A 17,735-nucleotide genomic window follows, 5' to 3' on the forward strand; every position below is an offset into this window, starting at 1 on the left:
GTTTTATCCTGCTGTGATCTTTTCTATACGGGACAGCCAATCATGAAATAGAGGACATTCCTTGCGGATAATATCCAACCCTATTTCCAGAGCGGCCAAAAGGCCATGAAGGGGTTTTTCATACTCAGAACACAGTTTTTGTATGCGCTTGCTGGGTGCAAATTCATATCTGTCGTTAATTTCTTCAGGTGAATTGAACTGATCTCTAATTTTCAAAAAATGCTGCGTAAGTTTTTGGTGGTACATTCCCCGAGCCATGGCAGCAGGGTCACTGAAAAGCAACCCTTCGAATTCATGCATCTGCACGTATGGGATAAAACGGCGCATAGGTTCAGGTCCAAGCTTTTCTTCCAGATGCTCAGATATTGACATAATCACGCAGTTGAATTTCTGTTCGTGGTCATTGTATTTCCCTGCCTCTGATTTGCCGGGAAAGTCTCCAGGCAGACCGTAATAATCAAAAAATGTAGTGCAATAGGCTGCTTTATCTCCGAGCAGCTTGTTTCGAATATCTTTGTATAGCCTTTCAAAACGAAGATTTCCCCCCTTGTGACCAGGTTTACCGATGAGGGCAGGTTGAGCCAGGACATTTATGGAGGCCAGTGAGTGTACAAGCAATTCGTTGACGAAACGTTCCTCGGTTTGCCCCTCGCATATGACATGCACCCGGATCATGAGCGTGGCCTCCCACCCAGGATATTCTTTTCCCACAGTTCTCCTATGGAATAATCTTCCAGCCAGGAAATGAACTCTTCTTGATTATAACGATTAAAAACAGTGGCCTCTTGCTTGCGCTCAACTACCACTAGATCGTTAATGGAAAATTCGTTTACCAGAGGCACTGACTGGGTGGATACAATAACCTGCATTCGCTTGGATGCCGAGCGAAACATGGAACCCAGCAGGGAGATGGCATAAGGGTGCAGTCCCAGCTCCGGTTCATCGATGATGATTGTCGATGGTGGGTCAGGCTGCAAAAGAGCGGTAGCCAGACAGATAAAGCGAAGAGACCCGTCCGAAAGTTGGCTGGGCCAAAAGGCGTAGTCACTATCCTTTTGCTTCCACAACAGGCGGATCTGCTTTTCCTCAGAGGGCAAAGTCTGAGGTTTGAAGGTAAAGTCATCAAAAAAGGGAATGACCAGTTGGATGGTTTTGCGTATTTGCTGGTAAATATTCGGATGTTCCTCTGCCATGCGGTATAAGAAGGCAGCCAGATTGGATGCGTCCGGACGCAGGTAATCATTGTCGTGCAGAGCCCCCAGGCGCTTCATTCCGGCTGTGTCACTGGTATCATGGAAATGAAATACCTTCCAGCTGGAAATGGAGCTGTAGCAGTAATCTGCTGTTGAGCCAGGTTTGCATGTATTATAGTATTCTTTTAGTTTTGCCTCTGAATGTCCAGAACCTAAGTCCGTCCAGGAAGGACCGTAATAAGGTCCCTGGAAAAACAGTTTTTCTTTTGCAAAGGAAAACCCTCCTTCCACCGTTGGTTCCAGAGAAAACATGTAACCGTTTAATGCAAACTCGATAAAGGACTCCAGCCGGGTTGTCTCCTTGACCCCAAAGCTCATTATACGATCCGCCGAGCCCTTGATGCGGGTCCATTTCTGCAGCCTCCCTTCCACCATCTCGCCCAACATATGAAAATAGGTCATCAGATTGCTTTTGCCCGCACCATTGGAACCAATAAACACGTTCAGCATGCCCAGGGGAAAGCGATCCATGTTCTGGATGGACATGAAGCCCTTGATAGTCAGGTAATCAATAGACTTTTTAGTTGTACTCATTATTATTTCCCCTGGACTTGAATTTTTCCTGCAGGTTCAAATGGTGATCATTGATACGTTCGCCTTTGAATAAATGATACCAGGGAGCGGACTGGACATCCTTGCCCCGGTCTTTGTTCCACTTGATATTTGGTTTGTCCCGGAGAATGCCTGCCCCCTTTTTGCTGACGTCGCCTACAGTCATGAAGGGCCGGATGTTCAGACGGACACCATCGTTGAGGTCCGGGTTCCAGCCTATGGGCTGCTTCTCAATAGGTTTCCAGCGGACAAATATATCGTATGGATTTTCTCCCTCGAGTATCAGCTCAAGTTTCTTTTTCAGACTCTCTGCCGCAGCCAGCTTTTCCTCTGCTGCGTCCACACCCTCGGACACGGCCTGTTTCTGACGGGCGATCCAGTCGCCCAGATAGGTATAGGTCAGGGTTTCCAGGTTTTTGAAGTCCAGCCGGTGGTAGTTGACCAGGGCGGAAAATCCGTCGCGCAGGCCATCCCAGATATGCCAGATAAAGGGGCGGTGATGGAAAAGCCGGCAATGCTGGGCAAAAAACTTATCCCTGAGCCAGCTTTCCAGGGTCTTTCCGGCGTTACCAGCCTCAGTCAGGAGCTGGTTCAGGATATTGTTGGACCATTCACTGCCGTAAGATCTGACCAGGATTTCAAAAAGCCTGTCTGCTGCTGCCGCCTCTCCGCGCACAGGAGGTATGCAGACAATGCCGTCTTCATCAGCCAAGGGCAAAAGCTCACCTGCTTTCTGCACCCACCAGCGCTGTTCATCAGCCAGTTCCATTTCCGGATCCAGCTCAGCCGGCCAGCGGTAACCCAGAAGTCTGGCTACAGCGACATGCAGGACATTTGCTTCAATGCGCAGGGGGCCATGAGCGGTCCACTTCTTGTCCTCATCCCAGATCACAGAACCGCAGGGATGGCCATGGAATATCCACTGGGTGGGGTCATCAGAATAGGGCTGAGGCAGGCCATGTGGGTACTCTTCCTGGGCTACTTTGGACCAGTGGTTGAGGTCAAATTCAAACTTTTCAAAATAACCATTATCAACGCTCAAAGCTTGATTAGTTTCTTCAGCTACTTTTTTCAGAGTGCTGGACTTTGCAAAAGACAAAAAAAATGATAAGTTAACTTTGAATTTGGGTATTATTACTGGCACTAAACTATGAAAATAGTCTCCACAATATATTGCTGGAGAGAGCGATCCAACCCGATCAATTGCTATACCCCATTTCCCCCAAGCATCTTTACCTCTTAATGCTCCAGTTTTAAGCTCACCCGTTGTAATTCGGACATCGACCAAGTTGTGCCTACCCCCATATAAAGATCTACCATGACTCGGCGCTTGAAGCAGTTGCCAATATGTATAATTATCTGAATTCTGAATAAACTCCCAAAACAATCTCTTTAAACGTAAATCATCTCCTGTTGTTAAACCCTGGAAGCAATTTGCGAAATCCCTAACAATCCCAAATCTAGATCTATTTCCAAGCTTTATTGTCGCGTCAGGATTATCTAGTTGCTTTACTTGCTCAACAGAGTTAATATCCATCTCATAAATCTGCTTGGCCTTTTCCTGGGCTGGGTGAAAATCACTTACATCCAGGCCTCTAATCATATTGGAATGTGCGTCCTGTAGCATATCTTTTTTGAGCATGAGGGTGGAAGGCTTTTCAATCTTCAGGCTTCTGCTGATGCTTAGAAGTATCGCCTTAACTACCTCCCCGCTGATGGTTTCAAAAGCCCCTGGCCCCAGCCTGGCTATCAACTGCCAAACATCCTGTTTTAGCAGCTTTTCCCGGAATTTTTTATAGCTGGTCAGAAAAAGCCAATTTTGAGGAAATACAGCGGAAACATTGCCGCTGCTGACACCTTGTCTTCTATCCTGGCCTTGATTGACTAAATTATTGTTGATGCAGAATTCAAGACATCTATCCAGAAATACAGTGGCCAGGTCGTTCTTGGCTTCCTTGTAGTATTCCTGGCAGAATTCCTTAAGAGCCTCATCCTGTTTGCCTCTGGCCAGATAAGGCACATTAGTCACCACAAAATGATATTTTTCAGCCAGAAGGGTTGTAGCCTTGGCAATGCCCTGAGCCACAACTCCCATTTCGAACTTCTCGTAGTCGCCCTTTTCCCGGCTCATGATTTTTTGAACCAGTTCAAGAGCTCGCTGGTAGTTTTCCCGGGTCCAGTAGCTTTGTTCGGCGATTCTTGTTGGATTGAGAAGTGAACCCAGGACCGGAGCGTTTTTAAACATGTCATACATCTGATCCAGGGTATAACGCAGTTTCACATCCCCATTTGCCAGGTTCAACCACTCCTCTTTCCGGGCATTAATGGCCAGGCCGGAGCAGGCCAGGTTGAGCTCTGGCAGTGGCCGGTATCCGCCTGCACCGGGATAAGTCCAGGCAGCCAGGGCCAGGGAGAAGGCTGCCAGCTGGACGCAGCGCTGATCGATTTCCAGGCCGTGGATGTTTTCGGCAAGCACCTTGTCCACGGCTTCCCGGGCTGAAAGGCCCTCCAGTTCCATGCGCATGGGCACAAGCATAAGAAACTGGGCTATTAGGAAGTGACCGGACCCACAGCATGGATCCAGGGTTTTGAATCCTTTGAGGGTATCCGGCCAGTTATCAAAAGTGCCTCCTGCCGGAGTCCAGGAGCTCTCGTCATCTTTTACAAAACGCAGATAGGAAAGAGTAAATCCCGGGCGGCTGAAAAAGACCCGCAGCTCATCCTCGCTTTGAGCATTCTGGAGCATGTTACGAGCTTCCACTGCTGGCTGGTCACTGCCCTCTGAGCACATTTTAACCCACCAGGCCCCCAAGGAGTTATCCAGGAGAAAGGCGACCATGTACGGTTCAGTAAAAAGCTGGGTGACAGCCGGAAGCTCTTTGGCACCTATTTTGACCTCTGAGGCATTGACCTCCTCTTTCTTGCGGGACTGCCAGAACTGATAAACCCAACCCAGGGAATCAGAAGCTGTAAAAACCTCCCGGGGCAAGTCCTCCACCAGGCGCTCCAGCCTTTGCTGGTTTTCCGGGGGCAGGGTCAATTCGAATACCGGAGAGTCGGGACGAAATATCTGAGGCAGCATGCGGGCGGCATAGCGGGAAGCCAGCTCCCAGCCGTTGGTGGCACCTTCGTCCGCAGCCAGGTCCTGGCACTCTTCAAGGGTGATGGACACCGGTTCCACCGGGTCCGGATATATAAGCAGGTTGTTTTCCGCCAGGTAGCGGGCAAAGAGCATACGGTGCCAGTGCTCATATGCAACTTCTTCAATGAGGCGGTCTATCTCCTGCTCTCCCTTGGCGTTGCGCCCATTGCCCAGGTGCCTGGCGTGCGCCCGCAGCTTGCGACGCAGCACACGGTCTTCTTTGCTCAGGTGTTTATAAGGGGCAGCTTCCTGGACCCCAAGCTGCTCCAGAGCAGATACAGCTCCGGCCTCGGCTTCCTGCCTGGCCCGCTCAATGGTTCTTTCCAGCCTGCTGCGCAAGGCTTTTTCCAGAGGGTGCATGTTATGCTCCAGGCATGATACGTTAAATTACCCCGGAATTACCGGTCCGCTTTTTAATTGCTCCAACAGTTTTTTCCTGGCCTGGGTCAGCCACTCGTCCACGTCCTGTTCTGTCTTGAGGATAGAAGAAGGCAAGGCAACCTCTTGAACCTCCGGCTCCAGCATCCTGGCCGCCTCCATCAGCATCTGACTGTATCGTCCAGGCATGGCGGCAATGCGGTCTTTCAAGGCTGATATGCCTGCTGTGTTCAATGTATTCAGGATGGAATCGGTGCTGTCTAACTGAATAGAGGGGATGGACGCTTCCACAAGTCCTTGCTGATTGCGCAGCTCGTGGCGCTGTTCGCGGGCGAGCCTGTGCCAGTTTTCATCTTTTTCCAGCCGGGCCTCACCCTTTTCCCATTCCTGATCCCATGCCTGTTTCAGCCTGTTCAGTTCCTGGCGCAAAACCTGGGTCAGACTGGAGATGAGGGGTTCCACCAGGTCCGGCTCTTCCAGGAGCTGCCTGTTCTGCTCCACTGCCTGGACCTGAGTGAGAATTATCTCTGCATCCTCAACGGGATGCGCATAATGGGACAGGTTTTTGAGAACCCTCCACTGGGGCATGCGCCGGGAAATACCCTGGGAGAGGTCTGACCAGGTGTCAATGTGCCTGCTCAGCTCGTCCCTGAGATTATAAATGGCCAGGAGCTGTTCATTGCCTGAAGAGAGGCGGATATCTTCCAGGAAAGAGGTGTCCGGGGGCTCGGGCATGGGAGGTTCGCCTCCGGCTGAGCTGGCCAGTTCACTTAGTTTCTGCAGAAATTCGGGTACGTGGGAGAGCTCTTCTCCCGGTTTCGAGCTGATGCCCATCTTTTGAAAGAGCTTTCGTATCTGGATACGCTGGGGCGTGGTCACAGTGGCTGATTCCACCTTGAAAACAGCCTTGCCGATGGCTTTTCGCTCCAGTTCCCTGGGGTGGACAGTATTGCCCCGTTCATCTTCAGCCCGGACCAGGCCGGCCACCAGGAGCACCTGCAGGCCGCCGTCCACAGCATCCCTGGGCCAGCCGTATTCCGGAGACTCAAAACGGTTTCTGATCTCTGCTCCCCGCTTACCTCCGGCTATGTATCCAAGTATGGCCTTGCATACCGGATTGGTGGCAGGTTCGCCCTCAAACCCCACGGCTTTGAGGGCATCGGGTGAACCCTTACCGGCGTTGGAATAGACCTTTTCCCACCCGGTGTGGTCAGCCAGATCAAACTGGGGGTAAAGTCTTTTCAGGCTGTTTTCGGCAGCTTCAATAATCATTTCCTGTAAATTGCCGCCAAGTATTTCCGTACCCCCGGCCTGAAAAACCCTGGCTCCGGAAAAGGCATCATCCAGAAGCTCGTTGATCCTTATTTCACTGTTGTCCATAATTGTCTTTATGGCTGCTCTGGCTTCTATGCCCTCTGATGTACCTGGGTTGCCCCGTTTGTCCAGGGTGGCTGCAGCAGCCTTGCAGCTTAGAAGGTTCCTTCTCAGGTCATCGGCGGAGCGCTTGGGTATAAAGACAAAGATGGTCGGTGACTTGTTTCCAGCCTCCCTGGCCTCGGCCCTGATGGAGTTTTCATCGGTTTCCCATCCGTGCCTGATCCAGAGACAGATTCTCTGGGCACAGTCAGCAGGCAAGGAAGGCTCAAATACCGGATGAATATTGCGGGCAACCTTGGAACTGCCGTGCAGCAGGGAAAGCCGTCCAGTAATCTCCCCAAATTTGCGCCGGATGCGATCTTCTCTTTCGGCTTCCACACGATGAGTTTCGTTGGCCAGCTGGTGGAACTGATTCTGAAACTCATCATTCCAGGCAGCGCTTTCCTCGGTCTGGATGCGATACTCCTGGCCCACCTTCATGAGCAGGCTGCAATCATCAAGGAGTCCGGGGAGTCTGCTGCGCAACCCGCCGCTGCCCTGGGCTATATCTTCGACAAGCAGGTCAGCCAGTGTGTCTGGTTCGCTTTTGATGCCCAGTGCCTGATTGGCAGCAGTTAATTTGTTCAACAGGAAGATAAGGCCGCAGGCCCGCGCGGTCAGCCTCTCATCATCATTGCCGCTGTGCCAGCGCATTATTTTTTCATGCACCTTGCGCGGCAGAATCCTGGCCTGAAGAAGCCTTTCAGCGGCATCAAAAAAGAGATAATCCGCCGGAATGACATTGCCTAAGGGGTGGTCCAGGTTGGTCTGAATGGCTTTATGTATCATGCTCAGCTGGTTGCGCAGCTGACTGTCGGTGCCGGTTTGATCCAGTACCCTGAGCGTATTTTCCCAGAAGCGGCGTCTAACAGGAAGGATAGGGTAGTCTTTGGTCAGAGCATCGATGTCTTCATGCATGTGCCCTATGGCAGTACCGGACAGGTGTCTGGAAATCTCGCCAAGGTTTTTGTGCATAGCCTGCTCTATCACCGGAATGGCATTGGAGTCCTTGGCCAGGACAGTCTGGCGTATAACGGTTTCCACGTCTGCATCAGACAGTTCAACCCTGATGGTAAACCGCCCTTCCAGTTTTTTAAGGTTGGTTGTGCCGGTTATTGCTGTCTGGCCGGTTCCTATGAATAAAAGCTTGCCGCCTATACCCTTGCAGCAGGACTCGACCACTTCCTGTACTTCCATGGAGCGTTGACTGCTGTCTCCGATAAACTGCTGAATCTCGTCCAGGACGACAAGGGTCAGCGGAAACTTCTTTTCCCTGGTCAAAGCCTTGCTGATGGTCTTGAGCATATCGTCATTGGAGATGTCCTCAACATTAGGGAAAAGATTAATCAAGGTTTCCACGCAGGAAGAGGGGGACGGAAAATGGTGCGGCTTGACTCTGGTAAGGGCCTGATGCAGACCTTCAGCCACATAAAAATTGTCCAGTTCTTCATCCCAGTTGTGGCCTTCCTCTTCAACTATGGAACGGACCTGGTCATAAATCCCTTCCCGTTTGAGCCAGATGACGAAACTGGCTACCGGATATTTTGGGGGCAGTCCCACAGACTTGAAGATGATTCGCAGCAAAGCCAGGCGGACACTGCCTCTTGCACCAGCGCCCAGGGTGCCCGATGCAGCATGCAGGCCTCCTTGTCTTTTGCCCTGAACATTTAATTCTTTCAGGTGAGTGCGTATAGAATCCGGCAGCCTGGCTATGCCTCTGGCAGTGGCTCCATCAGGAAAAACAGTATCGGTCCAGAGGGATTTGAGGATTTTGACCAGGTGAGATTTGCCGCAGCCGAAAAAACCACTGATCCAGACTCCTGGCTGTTCCGGAGCACCCTGGTCAATATTTCGCAGATAGGAATGCAGAATCTGCTCCAGACCCTTTTCGTACTGCCCGTCGCAGACAAAGGTTTCCATCTCGTAGCGCAGAACTTTCAGCGCATCTGGAGTGGTATCCTCGTCAACCTTGGCTACTCCCTGGTTGACCAACGACCAGGTGGAAGGATCCTTAAAATAGACCTGGCGATTGAGCATTCATTCCTCCTAAAGCAGGCTATGCCTGCAACCCATTTTTTCTCACGCAAAGACGCGAAGATCGCAAAGTAAGAAATTTATCTTTGCGTTATGTATGGCAACATTCAACCGGGCCTGCTCCTCAGTATAGATTGCGGGCACGGTGTAAACTCCCCTCCTTAGCCAAGGAGGGGTCGGGGGTGGTTGTATGAGATCCCTTCCTTTTTTATGACAGGGTCTCAGGAGTAAGTCTAAAGACTTGCATCTGCGGTCAAAGGCACCGCCAGATAATTCCATCCGTCATAACCATCCAGGAGCCTGTAATTGTTGTTTTCATAGCTACCAGGAAAAAGGACCACTAATCTGCCTGCAACTATTGATGACAGGCTGTCGACAACATCGCGGACTTTGGAAAACCCGAATAATGAGCCTACACCCATCAGAGTGACCACTGAATTGTCGTCGATATTGTTTTTCTCATAGAATTCGGCAAAGGACCGGGTAATATGTTGCTGATAGTTTTCCGGGAGAAGAGTCTTGAGCAAGTCCGGATTCTGGAAGTATTTTCCGGCATATTTTTGGGACAGCATCCAGCAGGCAAAGGATTCAGTTAAATCGAAGAGGTACCAGTCGTGTCCTGCCTGTCTTGTGGCAAGTTCAAACTCGTCAATCCTGGCCCTGATCTTAAGTTCTTCAGCCTCATTGTAGACACAGAATATTATCCTCTGAGCCGGGGCTTCATCTCTGCGCCAGGGTATGGAAATATAATTACTGTAGACTTCAATAAGCTGTTTGGTTCTGCTCATTTAGCCGCTCTGTTTCTGTTGGTGTAATTAATCCAGGGAACTGTACCTCGATGACCTCTCCGATATTTTTAAACACCATCCACCCACGGCGCGAACTTTCCCTGGCCAGTTCGAGTCCCTGTTCTACGGAGCAATCCAGGATGTTGAAGAAATCGCAGGCAAACAGAGACTGTCCCCGCAGGCCGCTGATATGCCCCAGCAAAAGGGCGTAGGCTATGCTGCCGGGAGTTGCCTGAACGCTGGTGCGGACCTTGTTGTACTTTCCACGCAGATGCCCGGATTTTGTCCAGGACGAGGCCAGGTTTTGTGCAGCTGATTTCAGGGTGGCCCGGCTGAAACAGTCTTGTCTGTGGGAATCTATAAATTCCTCCAGATCTTCTCTTTTTAAGGTGTTTCCTGGTGGAGTTTTCAGGATAAATGTGGAGCTAAGCCGCAGGAGGGGGTCCCTACAGCAGGCACAAAGTATGGCCAGTAATGCCCTGCCTTCATTATCGCGCTTCCAGAAATGGAGCATGTTGCGAAATATGAATATACCGGGGTCCAGTCCGTACAGGCTGCTCAGGTGGTTGAAGGTGATGGTCCTGGTCTTGCCTGACCTCTTGCCCAGACAATTATCGTTGACAACGGCCTGCCTGTAATCGGGTTTTCCTGCTTCCGGATTGTCGATATATGACAAGAGCGCTTTCAGATCCTGAAGCATAATAGTTCTGGCGGTATGAACACCGCCTCCATGGAGGCGAAAACCCATCCTGGCCAAAACCGTTTTATGCGGGTCTGTAATTGTGCCGGGCATAACCTGCTTGTTCAGCATAGACCATTTTCCAGGATACTTTAAGTTAAAAAGCAGGAGATTATGAGTAAGAAGGTCAAAAGTCAATTTATTAAGGACTTGTTTTTCAGAAGAATTCGGCCAGATATATGCTGAGCAACTGTTTGATGATTATTGTTTTTACATACAACGCCATGCTTGCCCAGACTGTTTTCGGGGCAATCCCTGGCCTTTTATTTGTCGAGGCAGGCCGGGCTGCCCTGCACCCAGGTAAGATGAAGGGACACACCGGAACGAGAACCTGCTGAATTCAAGCTGTCTTTGCTTGCGCTGCCACCCATAAGTTCGGCAAAAGCTGCATAGTCCTGGAAGCCTTCATGGGACTGGCTGAAGGAGTGAACCAGCATTAGAGCATGCTGAGTGTTGAATCTCTGGGCCTCAATGAGGGCTGATGCTGTGCGGTGCAAAAGCTGATAGCGGATGGAGTGGGGGCCTGCGTCCAGCTCAAGCAGCCTTAGTGTTCTTCCGGGTCGGACTTAAATATTTATCTGATTTTACATGAGATACATCCCCAAAATAGCTTTTTTTGGGCTTAAACAGCCCTTTTCGGCCTCTAAATGAGAGTTGTAAGGTCCTGGAGCCAACAGCAATGCTTTCTGACCAGTCCGGATTTCGCTTCGCTTTATAACCAATTGCTTCATCAATCCAAGAGGAATAATCCAGAGTCAGATGTTTTTGTCTGTACCACCGAAAAGTTCGAGCAGCTTTTAGTGAGTTCTGGAATAAGAGAACCTGCCGTTACTGGGACCTGACCCTGCCACCTCATCCAGAGACTGACCTTCATTGATCACCCGCCGGATTTGCCGTAGAAGCTCAATATACTAGATCCTGGGTAACCATTCAGGGGGCATATTCCGGCCCGGGGACAGTCCCCGCGACACCTTTCCTGCACAAAGACAAAAATTACATGCGCAGATTTTTTTGAATCTGCATAGATATTCTTAGCGGGGGACAGTCCCCAGGCCTGGTGCCAGGGACTAAAACTGAGTACCCCCTGAATGCTTACGATCCTGCCTGTTTCCGGGATCAATTGCAGGCCCTTTAAACAACTGTGATGTTGCAAAAAACTTATGGGTTGAGTTAATCACTGCAATAACGCTGCATAAATGTTTGCGTTATGTCTCTTAGTCGATCATCCAGAATCCTGTATACCCGAACCTGAATATCTTCAGGCACGCCTTTGTAGAAGGTCTGGGCGATCCCGCCGGTTATGCAGGTCAGGGTATCACTGTCCCCTCCAAGGGATACAGCTGTACGCAGGGCGTCCTCAAATCCGCTGGAGTCAATAAAGGCCCGCACAGCCTGGGGAACGGTCCCCTGTGACGACACATCGAACTGGTATGTGGGGCGGATTTCATCCACATGCCGATTCAGGTCGTAACCAAACTCATTTTCTATGTACGTCTTTATCTCATCCCTGGTTTTGCCCTGCCTGGCCAGAAATATTGCCGCTGCTGTTGCCTGCCCGCCCTTGATCCCTTCCGGGTGATTGTGAGTGACTTCTGTATATTCTCGAGCCTTTTTAAGCACAGTATCCAGGTCATCATAAGCGAACCCCACCGGGCTGATGCGCATGGCGGCCCCGTTTCCCCAGCTGTTGTAAGGGCCAAGCCCTGGATTTTTCGCCCACTTATGAAAGCTTCCCCCGTAGCCTGCTCCTGGATACCATTTGTAGAATCGCCTCATGTTTTCATCATAAGGCCTTCCAGTCATGATGGTATCTGCAAGGGCCACGGTCAGGACGGTATCGTCAGTAAAGAAGCTGCGCGAGGTGAACAGATCAAAATCCTTGGTCTTGATGTTGTCCCACTCGTAAACCGATCCGACAATATCTCCGGCAATGGCTCCAATCATTTATCCCCTCTCCTTGTTGCGAGAAACATTGCTTCGCTAAAGCGGGCTACACCCTCAACCAAAAAAATAAAGAAACCTTAACCGCCCGTTCTCCCGCCCATGGCGGGATCACTCAAGACGCAAAGGTCGCAAAGGAAGGCAAGAAGATTTTTTTCATTTGCCGGGTGTTCGGCAAATGAAAAGGCAGCTTGTCCAAAACCGTGTCCCGGTTTTGGACAATACCCCTGTGCTTCACGTCTTTAACTTTGCGTACTTAGCGCCTGGCCTGCCACGCGTCCTGCCACGCTTTCCTGCCACGCCTCATAGCGTGGTTCGCGTGGTTCTTGTTTTTTATGACAGGGTCTGAGGAGTAAGTCACTAACGGTCATATGCAAGTCAATCAGACCAGTCAGGTGGAACAGACCGACCGCCGGGAGCATTGCCGGATAGAAAGATATTTTTGCTACCGGTGGAAACCACCAACTTGTGCCCCAAGAAAAAAGGTGGGGTCAATTGGAGTTGTTGAACAATGGAGCACCCCCCCCCATGTTCATTTGCCGGTATCGCGGACAACCTCGGCTTGCTGGTCGCCTCTGTCCTGATGGATGGAAATTGATTTTTTCAAGGGCACTGTCTGCAGATCTACTCCCAGCGCCCGGATGACTCTCAGTACAGTATCATACCTGGGCTTTGCCCCTGATTTTAACGCCTTGTACAGGCTCTCGCGGCCCAGGCCGGCATCTTTCGCCAGGTCTGTCATTCCGCGTGCCTTTGCTACGTCGCCTACAGCAGTCAAGAAGACGCTGGGGTCTTCATCTTCAAGTGCTGCATTCAGGTATTCGGCAATGACTTCTTCACTGTCGAGATACTCCGCTGCATCGAATTTTGCCAATTTAGTCATCGTATATCCCCCGGTATTTTACAGCCAACTCACGGGCTTTCTTGATGTCTTTTTTTTGGCTCGAATTATCGCCACCGCACAACAGAAGATACACAAACCTCCCTTCTCTTGTGAAATAAATCCTATAGCCCGGACGTAACCATTCAGGGGGCAGTTACCGGCCACCTGCCACCACCGAGGTCCCCCCTGAATGGTTACGCCCGGACCATAACTGATTCTCACCTCTGAGACACGCTTCCCAACAGACTCGCAGTCTCCGAAATTGCCCGCCTCTGCAGAGCGGATACGAGCAATTATGCGGGCTTTTCCCAGCGGATCCCGGAGCCTTTTCAGCCAGTTGTCAAACTCTTGCGTTCGCAGGAAAATGTACATTTTAATCAAAGTATCTATTTGGATACAGGGTGTCAAGAATGAAGGTGAGGTTTATCTGTCTTCACGCTGAAAACGATAAAAATCAGGCAGATAGAAGCTTCTGGATCTCTGCTGACATATATTATGCTGTCCGGCCTGGTTCTTATCCATCAACGCTCAATGTGCTCCAGCAGGTTTATAAGGCTTAACAATAATTTCCGGCTTTTTCTGACGCATTTTGCAAACATCAAATCCTGCCTGCATCCGGAGCAGCATATCCATGCTGACTCCAAATGCTTTTTCAATACGGTAGGCCATCTCTGGAGACAGAGAGGTCTTCTGGTTGACCAGGGCAGACAAGGTGGCCCTGCGAACCCCCAGCAAACCAGCCGCTTCTGAAATGGACAGATTCAAGGAATCCAGGACCTCTGCTTTAACAAACAGCCCTGGATGAGGCGGATTTTTCATGGGCATATCAAAACTCCTTTCAATGATAATCCTCAAAATTGATCAGATGAATATTGTTTCCTTTAAGATAAAACGTTATCCGCATATTACCGGTTACAGTGATTGCATACTCTCCTTTCCGGTCACCTTTCAGTGGATGCAGTTTCCAGCCTGGAACTGAGGCAACCTGTGACAGATCGCCAGCAAACTCTAATGCTGCCAGGATATTTTTGATTTTGACTACATGCTGATTCGGCAAACCACTGGGATCATCGTTTTCATATAGTTTTTTCAAACCTTTATGCTTGAAACTGACGATATTCATTTTAATCCGTACGCTAATACAGTACGCCGGTCAATAGCCGATTTGTTTAATGAACCTGCTGGTCATGCGCACGTAGAATTCTCGTTCCAAGGATCATATGCCTGCTGCGTGCGCAGCCAGATCCACGGCCCGTTACCGGCAAACCTGCCGATTCTCAGGGCCATCTCAGTTGTAACAGGATGCGTACAGGCCAGTATCCGATGCAGCTGCTGCCGGGAAACATTCAGCCTCCTGGCTGCTTCACTGACACTCAGGCCAAGATTTTTCAACACATCTTCGCGCAGTAATTCCCCCGGATGAACCGGGGCTCTCTTCAATGGACGCCGGACAATATATTCCTGCATAATTCACCTCAATGGTACTGTTCAAGATCCACTCTCAACGCCTGACCCTCCTGCCATTCAATCATCTATCAAAATCCACCAGGTTTTGTGGCGGTTTTTGGCTGCAATAACGCTGCATAAATGATTGTGTTATGCCTCTTAGTGGATCATCCAGAATCCTGTATACCCGAACCTGAATATCTTCAGGCACGCCTTTGTAGAAGGCCTGGGCGATCCCTCCGGTTATGCAGGTCAGGGTATCGCTGTCCCCTCCAAGGGATACAGCTGTGCGCAGGGCATCCTCAAAACCGCTGGAGTCAATAAAGGCCCGCACAGCCTGGGGAACGGTCCCCTGTGACGACACATCGAACTGGTATGTAGGACGGATTTCATCCACATGCCGATTCAGGTCGTAACCAAACTCATTTTCTATAGCTGTATCGCTTCTTTTACATTGGCAAGCGCAGCTTCATAGGAATCTCCATGAGCCATGCACCCTGGCAGTTCAGGCACTTCTGCTGGATAATCCTGGTCTTCTTTGCTCCAGTAAATGATTGTTTCATACTTAAACATCATTCATCCCCATTAGTAAAAGCCATTTTCTTTTTTAATCAAAACTGGTGTCGGCCTGGAATTTATGTTCATGGTCGTTGGGGACTTGAAAGGGCCAAAAATATCCGGACAGACGATAATACCCAATGTACTGTAGATAGTGAAAGGCACGTGATGGATCTTGAATTAACAGTCCACGTCTTGAGAGGAGTTTGATCTGTTCTTCAAGACTTAAGGCAGGCTTATCTAAAAATTTTCGGGGACTGGACATAAAAAAACCCGCCTGGTGCGCTTTCTAAAAAAAGAAGAGGCGTGACGGGTATTGTTGATTTACAATCATTCATCACGGCCACGCTTGTCAAGGAAATTTTTTCAACTCTCCCGCATTCGAGACAACATTCTGCCTACAGCCGGATAACCGGGACGGTCTCCGAGAATTATGCGCAGACCCTGTAATGCCCAATGCCTTTTCACCACTCCCCGTCACGCACTTCACGCACCAGGCGCAGGACTGCATGGTCGGGCATGTTTTTCAGGTTTCTTATAAGTTCGGCAAAGAGCTCCGGGCGGCTGCGGATGACTTCCTGGACTTCTGAGGAGACCTTGCCGGCCAGGGCCAGAAGCAGGTCCGGGTTTTCCCCCAGCTCCCCGGCCAGAGAGATTATCTTCGCCTCGGACAGAGGCACAGGCCAGCCCCGCTCAATCCTGCTCAAATAGGACGGCTCAACGCTGATTCTCCCTGCCACCTGGCGCAAGGAGTACTTCTTGTCGGTTTTTTTCAGTTCAAGGCGCTTTTCACGGACATATGATCCAAAAGGTGTTTCCATAAGTCCATTGTGGACTCCATAATACACGAAGTCAAGGTTTTTTTAAAAAATCCGCCCACCCGATATAAAAATGGATACGTTTCCCTGAGTTCATGATCTTCATGCCCTTCCATGGTGAAATATTTTCTGCTCTGGAAGTGTACTGCCTGTGATGCAGGGGAAAACTGCGCTTAATGGCTTATGAGCCGGAGTTTCTGTAAAAATCATCATTGCTCACTGGCATCCTTTAGTCTCTTTTCCAGTTCGGCTATGAGATCGTTTATGGATTGAGCAGAAGTTCCGGTCTCTTTAGCCAGTTCCTTGACCTGGTCGGCTATCACCGAAAACCCCTTCCCGGCCTCCCCGGCCCTGCCGGCCTCCAGCCTGGCATTTAAGCCCAGGGTTTTCAGGGCCTGCAGAAGATGTAGAATATTCTTGGTTTCCTTGATGATTTTTTTGCTGAGTTCTCCGACCTGCTCCATGCTTTTGCGGCGCTCAATCTCCTGAAGACGGTCGCTTATATCCACCACAACGCCTTCAAGGTATTCCACCTGCCCTTCCTGGTTGTATACTGCTCCCCCATGTTCGTTGACCCACATCTCCTTTCCGTTGAAACAGATTATCCGGTAATCCACAGCCCAGTTTTTTCTGGCCTTTATGCCTTTTTCTATAGCTGTATCAACTTTTGGAACATCATCAGGATGAATCAGGGAAACATAAGAGGTTTTGCGGTTGTAAAGCAGATCCTTCTGTGCGTAACCGGTGATCATCTCCACCATTCCCACCAAAACAAGCATGGTATATTGTTCGTCATTACGGCAGCGAAACATGAAACCATTCATCCGGCCGGCAATGCTTTCATAAGCTTTTGCCAGCTCCCGGGCTTCTTTGATGCCCTGTTCCTGCTGCAGACCCCCGTTTTCAACCATAACACCCCCATTCCATAAATTTTCAAAAGCAGGATCACCGGCCCGGGCTTCAACACCCGACACCCTTGCTGTTTCCGGCCCTTCTCTGAAAATATAAACTTAAAACCATTGGACCTGCAACCCCATGCTTAAAAGCCGCCTGTATGATGCGCCTGCAGAAAAGACTATCCGCAGGCGCATCAGAAGGCTGTCTCAGCCTGTTGCTTGAGGCATGCATCAGATCAGTATGTTGAATACGCTGATGACCTTTTCCCAATCCTGGGGCTTGGGGTTTTTAAGTTCCGGATTGACGGCCTTGAACATCTTGGCCAGGGCGACTGTTATGGCTCCTGTAAGCTCGGGCAGGGCATTTTCCACCTCGGAGCTGTAATCCAGTTTGAGCTTGGGCAGGGTGGCCAGTTGTTCAAGAATGGGTTCCAGGTTAAGGGTTTCGTCATACTCGCGCACTTCCCTTAACTGCTCCTTAAAGGCCATGGTTATGGGCAGGTCATAAAACTGGATTACATCCCTGCCGTTGGCCTGGGCGGTAACCACGCCCATCTCCAGCATGTCGTGCATTTTTTGATTTACTACTTCATAAAGCCTTTTAAGATCGCTTTTATCCATATCCAGGCCTGCGGCATTACGAAAAAGAGCTTCGAACTTCTTTCCTCCGAATATCTGAGTCATAACTTCGCTCCTCCTTTTTCATTATTTACAGGTCACTTACCACATTGCTGACCTGTATGCGCATCTTGTACAATAAACAGGTCCCGAAATCAGTCAAATCCGGCAAAATTCATTTGACTGTGCTTTGCCGTAACCATTCTAAGGTAACAATTCAGGGGACGCCGAAATCACGCCTCTGGCGTGACTGGGGACAGCCCCCGCGACACT

18 protein-coding genes are annotated in these 17,735 nt (G+C 50.0%); all 18 read right to left on the reverse strand.

Annotated features, from left to right (window positions below; translation table 11 throughout):
• Positions 1-3: 3 nt before the first annotated feature.
• Positions 4-675 (reverse strand): DUF4276 family protein, encoded by a 672-nt coding sequence (locus DTHIO_RS04840; RefSeq protein WP_008869232.1) that lies wholly within the window; start codon positions 673-675, stop codon positions 4-6.
• Positions 672-1,787, reverse strand: coding sequence for an AAA family ATPase (locus tag DTHIO_RS04845; protein ID WP_008869233.1), 1,116 nt, complete (start codon positions 1,785-1,787; stop codon positions 672-674). Before DTHIO_RS04845 ends, DTHIO_RS04840 begins: the two co-directional genes overlap by 4 nt.
• Complete coding sequence (locus DTHIO_RS04850) at positions 1,774-5,307, reverse strand: Eco57I restriction-modification methylase domain-containing protein (protein WP_008869234.1); 3,534 nt, start codon at positions 5,305-5,307, stop codon at positions 1,774-1,776. Before DTHIO_RS04850 ends, DTHIO_RS04845 begins: the two co-directional genes overlap by 14 nt.
• Positions 5,308-5,334: 27 nt before the next feature.
• Positions 5,335-8,778: a BREX system P-loop protein BrxC gene (gene brxC, locus DTHIO_RS04855; RefSeq protein WP_008869235.1), complete on the reverse strand. Its 3,444-nt coding sequence runs from the start codon at positions 8,776-8,778 to the stop codon at positions 5,335-5,337.
• A 230-nt stretch (positions 8,779-9,008) separates the two neighbouring features.
• A complete protein-coding gene (locus DTHIO_RS04860; RefSeq protein ID WP_008869236.1) occupies positions 9,009-9,563 on the reverse strand; it encodes a BREX protein BrxB domain-containing protein in 555 nt (184 codons plus the stop codon).
• A complete protein-coding gene (locus tag DTHIO_RS04865) occupies positions 9,538-10,374 on the reverse strand; it encodes a hypothetical protein (protein WP_008869237.1) in 837 nt (278 codons plus the stop codon). Before DTHIO_RS04865 ends, DTHIO_RS04860 begins: the two co-directional genes overlap by 26 nt.
• A 191-nt stretch (positions 10,375-10,565) precedes the next feature.
• Positions 10,566-10,844, reverse strand: a complete 279-nt coding sequence (locus tag DTHIO_RS04870; RefSeq protein ID WP_435050723.1) for a DUF6946 family protein — start codon at positions 10,842-10,844, stop codon at positions 10,566-10,568.
• A 628-nt stretch (positions 10,845-11,472) separates the two neighbouring features.
• Entirely contained in the window at positions 11,473-12,246 is a 774-nt protein-coding gene (locus DTHIO_RS04880) for an ADP-ribosylglycohydrolase family protein (RefSeq protein WP_008869238.1), read from the reverse strand.
• A 529-nt stretch (positions 12,247-12,775) separates the two neighbouring features.
• Complete coding sequence (locus DTHIO_RS04885) at positions 12,776-13,126, reverse strand: addiction module antidote protein (RefSeq protein WP_008869239.1); 351 nt, start codon at positions 13,124-13,126, stop codon at positions 12,776-12,778.
• 528 nt (positions 13,127-13,654) lie between these two features.
• Positions 13,655-13,951, reverse strand: a complete 297-nt coding sequence (locus tag DTHIO_RS04895) for a HigA family addiction module antitoxin (protein WP_008869241.1) — start codon at positions 13,949-13,951, stop codon at positions 13,655-13,657.
• A 13-nt stretch (positions 13,952-13,964) separates the two neighbouring features.
• Positions 13,965-14,249, reverse strand: coding sequence for a type II toxin-antitoxin system RelE/ParE family toxin (locus DTHIO_RS04900; protein WP_008869242.1), 285 nt, complete (start codon positions 14,247-14,249; stop codon positions 13,965-13,967).
• A 62-nt stretch (positions 14,250-14,311) separates the two neighbouring features.
• Positions 14,312-14,593: a HigA family addiction module antitoxin gene (locus tag DTHIO_RS04905; protein ID WP_008869243.1), complete on the reverse strand. Its 282-nt coding sequence runs from the start codon at positions 14,591-14,593 to the stop codon at positions 14,312-14,314.
• Between the two features lie 61 nt (positions 14,594-14,654).
• Positions 14,655-14,969, reverse strand: coding sequence for an ADP-ribosylglycohydrolase family protein (locus tag DTHIO_RS04910; RefSeq protein WP_244156312.1), 315 nt, complete (start codon positions 14,967-14,969; stop codon positions 14,655-14,657).
• Between the two features lie 32 nt (positions 14,970-15,001).
• Positions 15,002-15,145: a type II toxin-antitoxin system HicB family antitoxin gene (locus DTHIO_RS20360; protein ID WP_008869244.1), complete on the reverse strand. Its 144-nt coding sequence runs from the start codon at positions 15,143-15,145 to the stop codon at positions 15,002-15,004.
• Positions 15,146-15,179: 34 nt separating this feature from the next.
• Entirely contained in the window at positions 15,180-15,395 is a 216-nt protein-coding gene (locus DTHIO_RS22900) for an Abi family protein (RefSeq protein ID WP_144311447.1), read from the reverse strand.
• A 199-nt stretch (positions 15,396-15,594) separates the two neighbouring features.
• Positions 15,595-15,951, reverse strand: a complete 357-nt coding sequence (locus DTHIO_RS04915; protein ID WP_008869245.1) for a helix-turn-helix domain-containing protein — start codon at positions 15,949-15,951, stop codon at positions 15,595-15,597.
• Positions 15,952-16,157: 206 nt separating this feature from the next.
• Complete coding sequence (locus DTHIO_RS04920) at positions 16,158-16,859, reverse strand: methyl-accepting chemotaxis protein (protein WP_008869246.1); 702 nt, start codon at positions 16,857-16,859, stop codon at positions 16,158-16,160.
• 216 nt (positions 16,860-17,075) lie between these two features.
• Positions 17,076-17,528 carry a DUF1931 family protein gene (locus tag DTHIO_RS04925; protein ID WP_008869247.1) on the reverse strand — a complete coding sequence of 151 codons (453 nt, stop codon included), beginning with the start codon at positions 17,526-17,528 and terminating at the stop codon, positions 17,076-17,078.
• Positions 17,529-17,735 lie beyond the last annotated feature (207 nt).

Origin of the sequence: Desulfonatronospira thiodismutans ASO3-1 (assembly GCF_000174435.1) — a bacterium.
Taxonomy (GTDB): domain Bacteria; phylum Desulfobacterota; class Desulfovibrionia; order Desulfovibrionales; family Desulfonatronovibrionaceae; genus Desulfonatronospira; species Desulfonatronospira thiodismutans.

Coding starts and splice junctions, on each gene's coding strand:
- DTHIO_RS04880 (WP_008869238.1), bottom strand. CDS start 12,246: ATGATTGGAGCCATTGCCGGAGATATTGTCGGATCGGTTTACGAGTGG.
- DTHIO_RS04920 (WP_008869246.1), bottom strand. CDS start 16,859: ATGGTTGAAAACGGGGGTCTGCAGCAGGAACAGGGCATCAAAGAAGCC.
- DTHIO_RS04885 (WP_008869239.1), bottom strand. CDS start 13,126: ATGACTAAATTGGCAAAATTCGATGCAGCGGAGTATCTCGACAGTGAA.
- DTHIO_RS04905 (WP_008869243.1), bottom strand. CDS start 14,593: ATGCAGGAATATATTGTCCGGCGTCCATTGAAGAGAGCCCCGGTTCAT.
- DTHIO_RS04860 (WP_008869236.1), bottom strand. CDS start 9,563: ATGAGCAGAACCAAACAGCTTATTGAAGTCTACAGTAATTATATTTCC.
- DTHIO_RS04865 (WP_008869237.1), bottom strand. CDS start 10,374: ATGCTGAACAAGCAGGTTATGCCCGGCACAATTACAGACCCGCATAAA.
- DTHIO_RS04900 (WP_008869242.1), bottom strand. CDS start 14,249: ATGAATATCGTCAGTTTCAAGCATAAAGGTTTGAAAAAACTATATGAA.
- DTHIO_RS22900 (WP_144311447.1), bottom strand. CDS start 15,395: ATGTCCAGTCCCCGAAAATTTTTAGATAAGCCTGCCTTAAGTCTTGAA.
- DTHIO_RS04840 (WP_008869232.1), bottom strand. CDS start 675: ATGATCCGGGTGCATGTCATATGCGAGGGGCAAACCGAGGAACGTTTC.
- DTHIO_RS04850 (WP_008869234.1), bottom strand. CDS start 5,307: ATGCACCCTCTGGAAAAAGCCTTGCGCAGCAGGCTGGAAAGAACCATT.
- DTHIO_RS20360 (WP_008869244.1), bottom strand. CDS start 15,145: ATGTTTAAGTATGAAACAATCATTTACTGGAGCAAAGAAGACCAGGAT.
- DTHIO_RS04895 (WP_008869241.1), bottom strand. CDS start 13,951: ATGCCCATGAAAAATCCGCCTCATCCAGGGCTGTTTGTTAAAGCAGAG.
- DTHIO_RS04925 (WP_008869247.1), bottom strand. CDS start 17,528: ATGACTCAGATATTCGGAGGAAAGAAGTTCGAAGCTCTTTTTCGTAAT.
- DTHIO_RS04915 (WP_008869245.1), bottom strand. CDS start 15,951: ATGGAAACACCTTTTGGATCATATGTCCGTGAAAAGCGCCTTGAACTG.
- brxC (WP_008869235.1), bottom strand. CDS start 8,778: ATGCTCAATCGCCAGGTCTATTTTAAGGATCCTTCCACCTGGTCGTTG.
- DTHIO_RS04845 (WP_008869233.1), bottom strand. CDS start 1,787: ATGAGTACAACTAAAAAGTCTATTGATTACCTGACTATCAAGGGCTTC.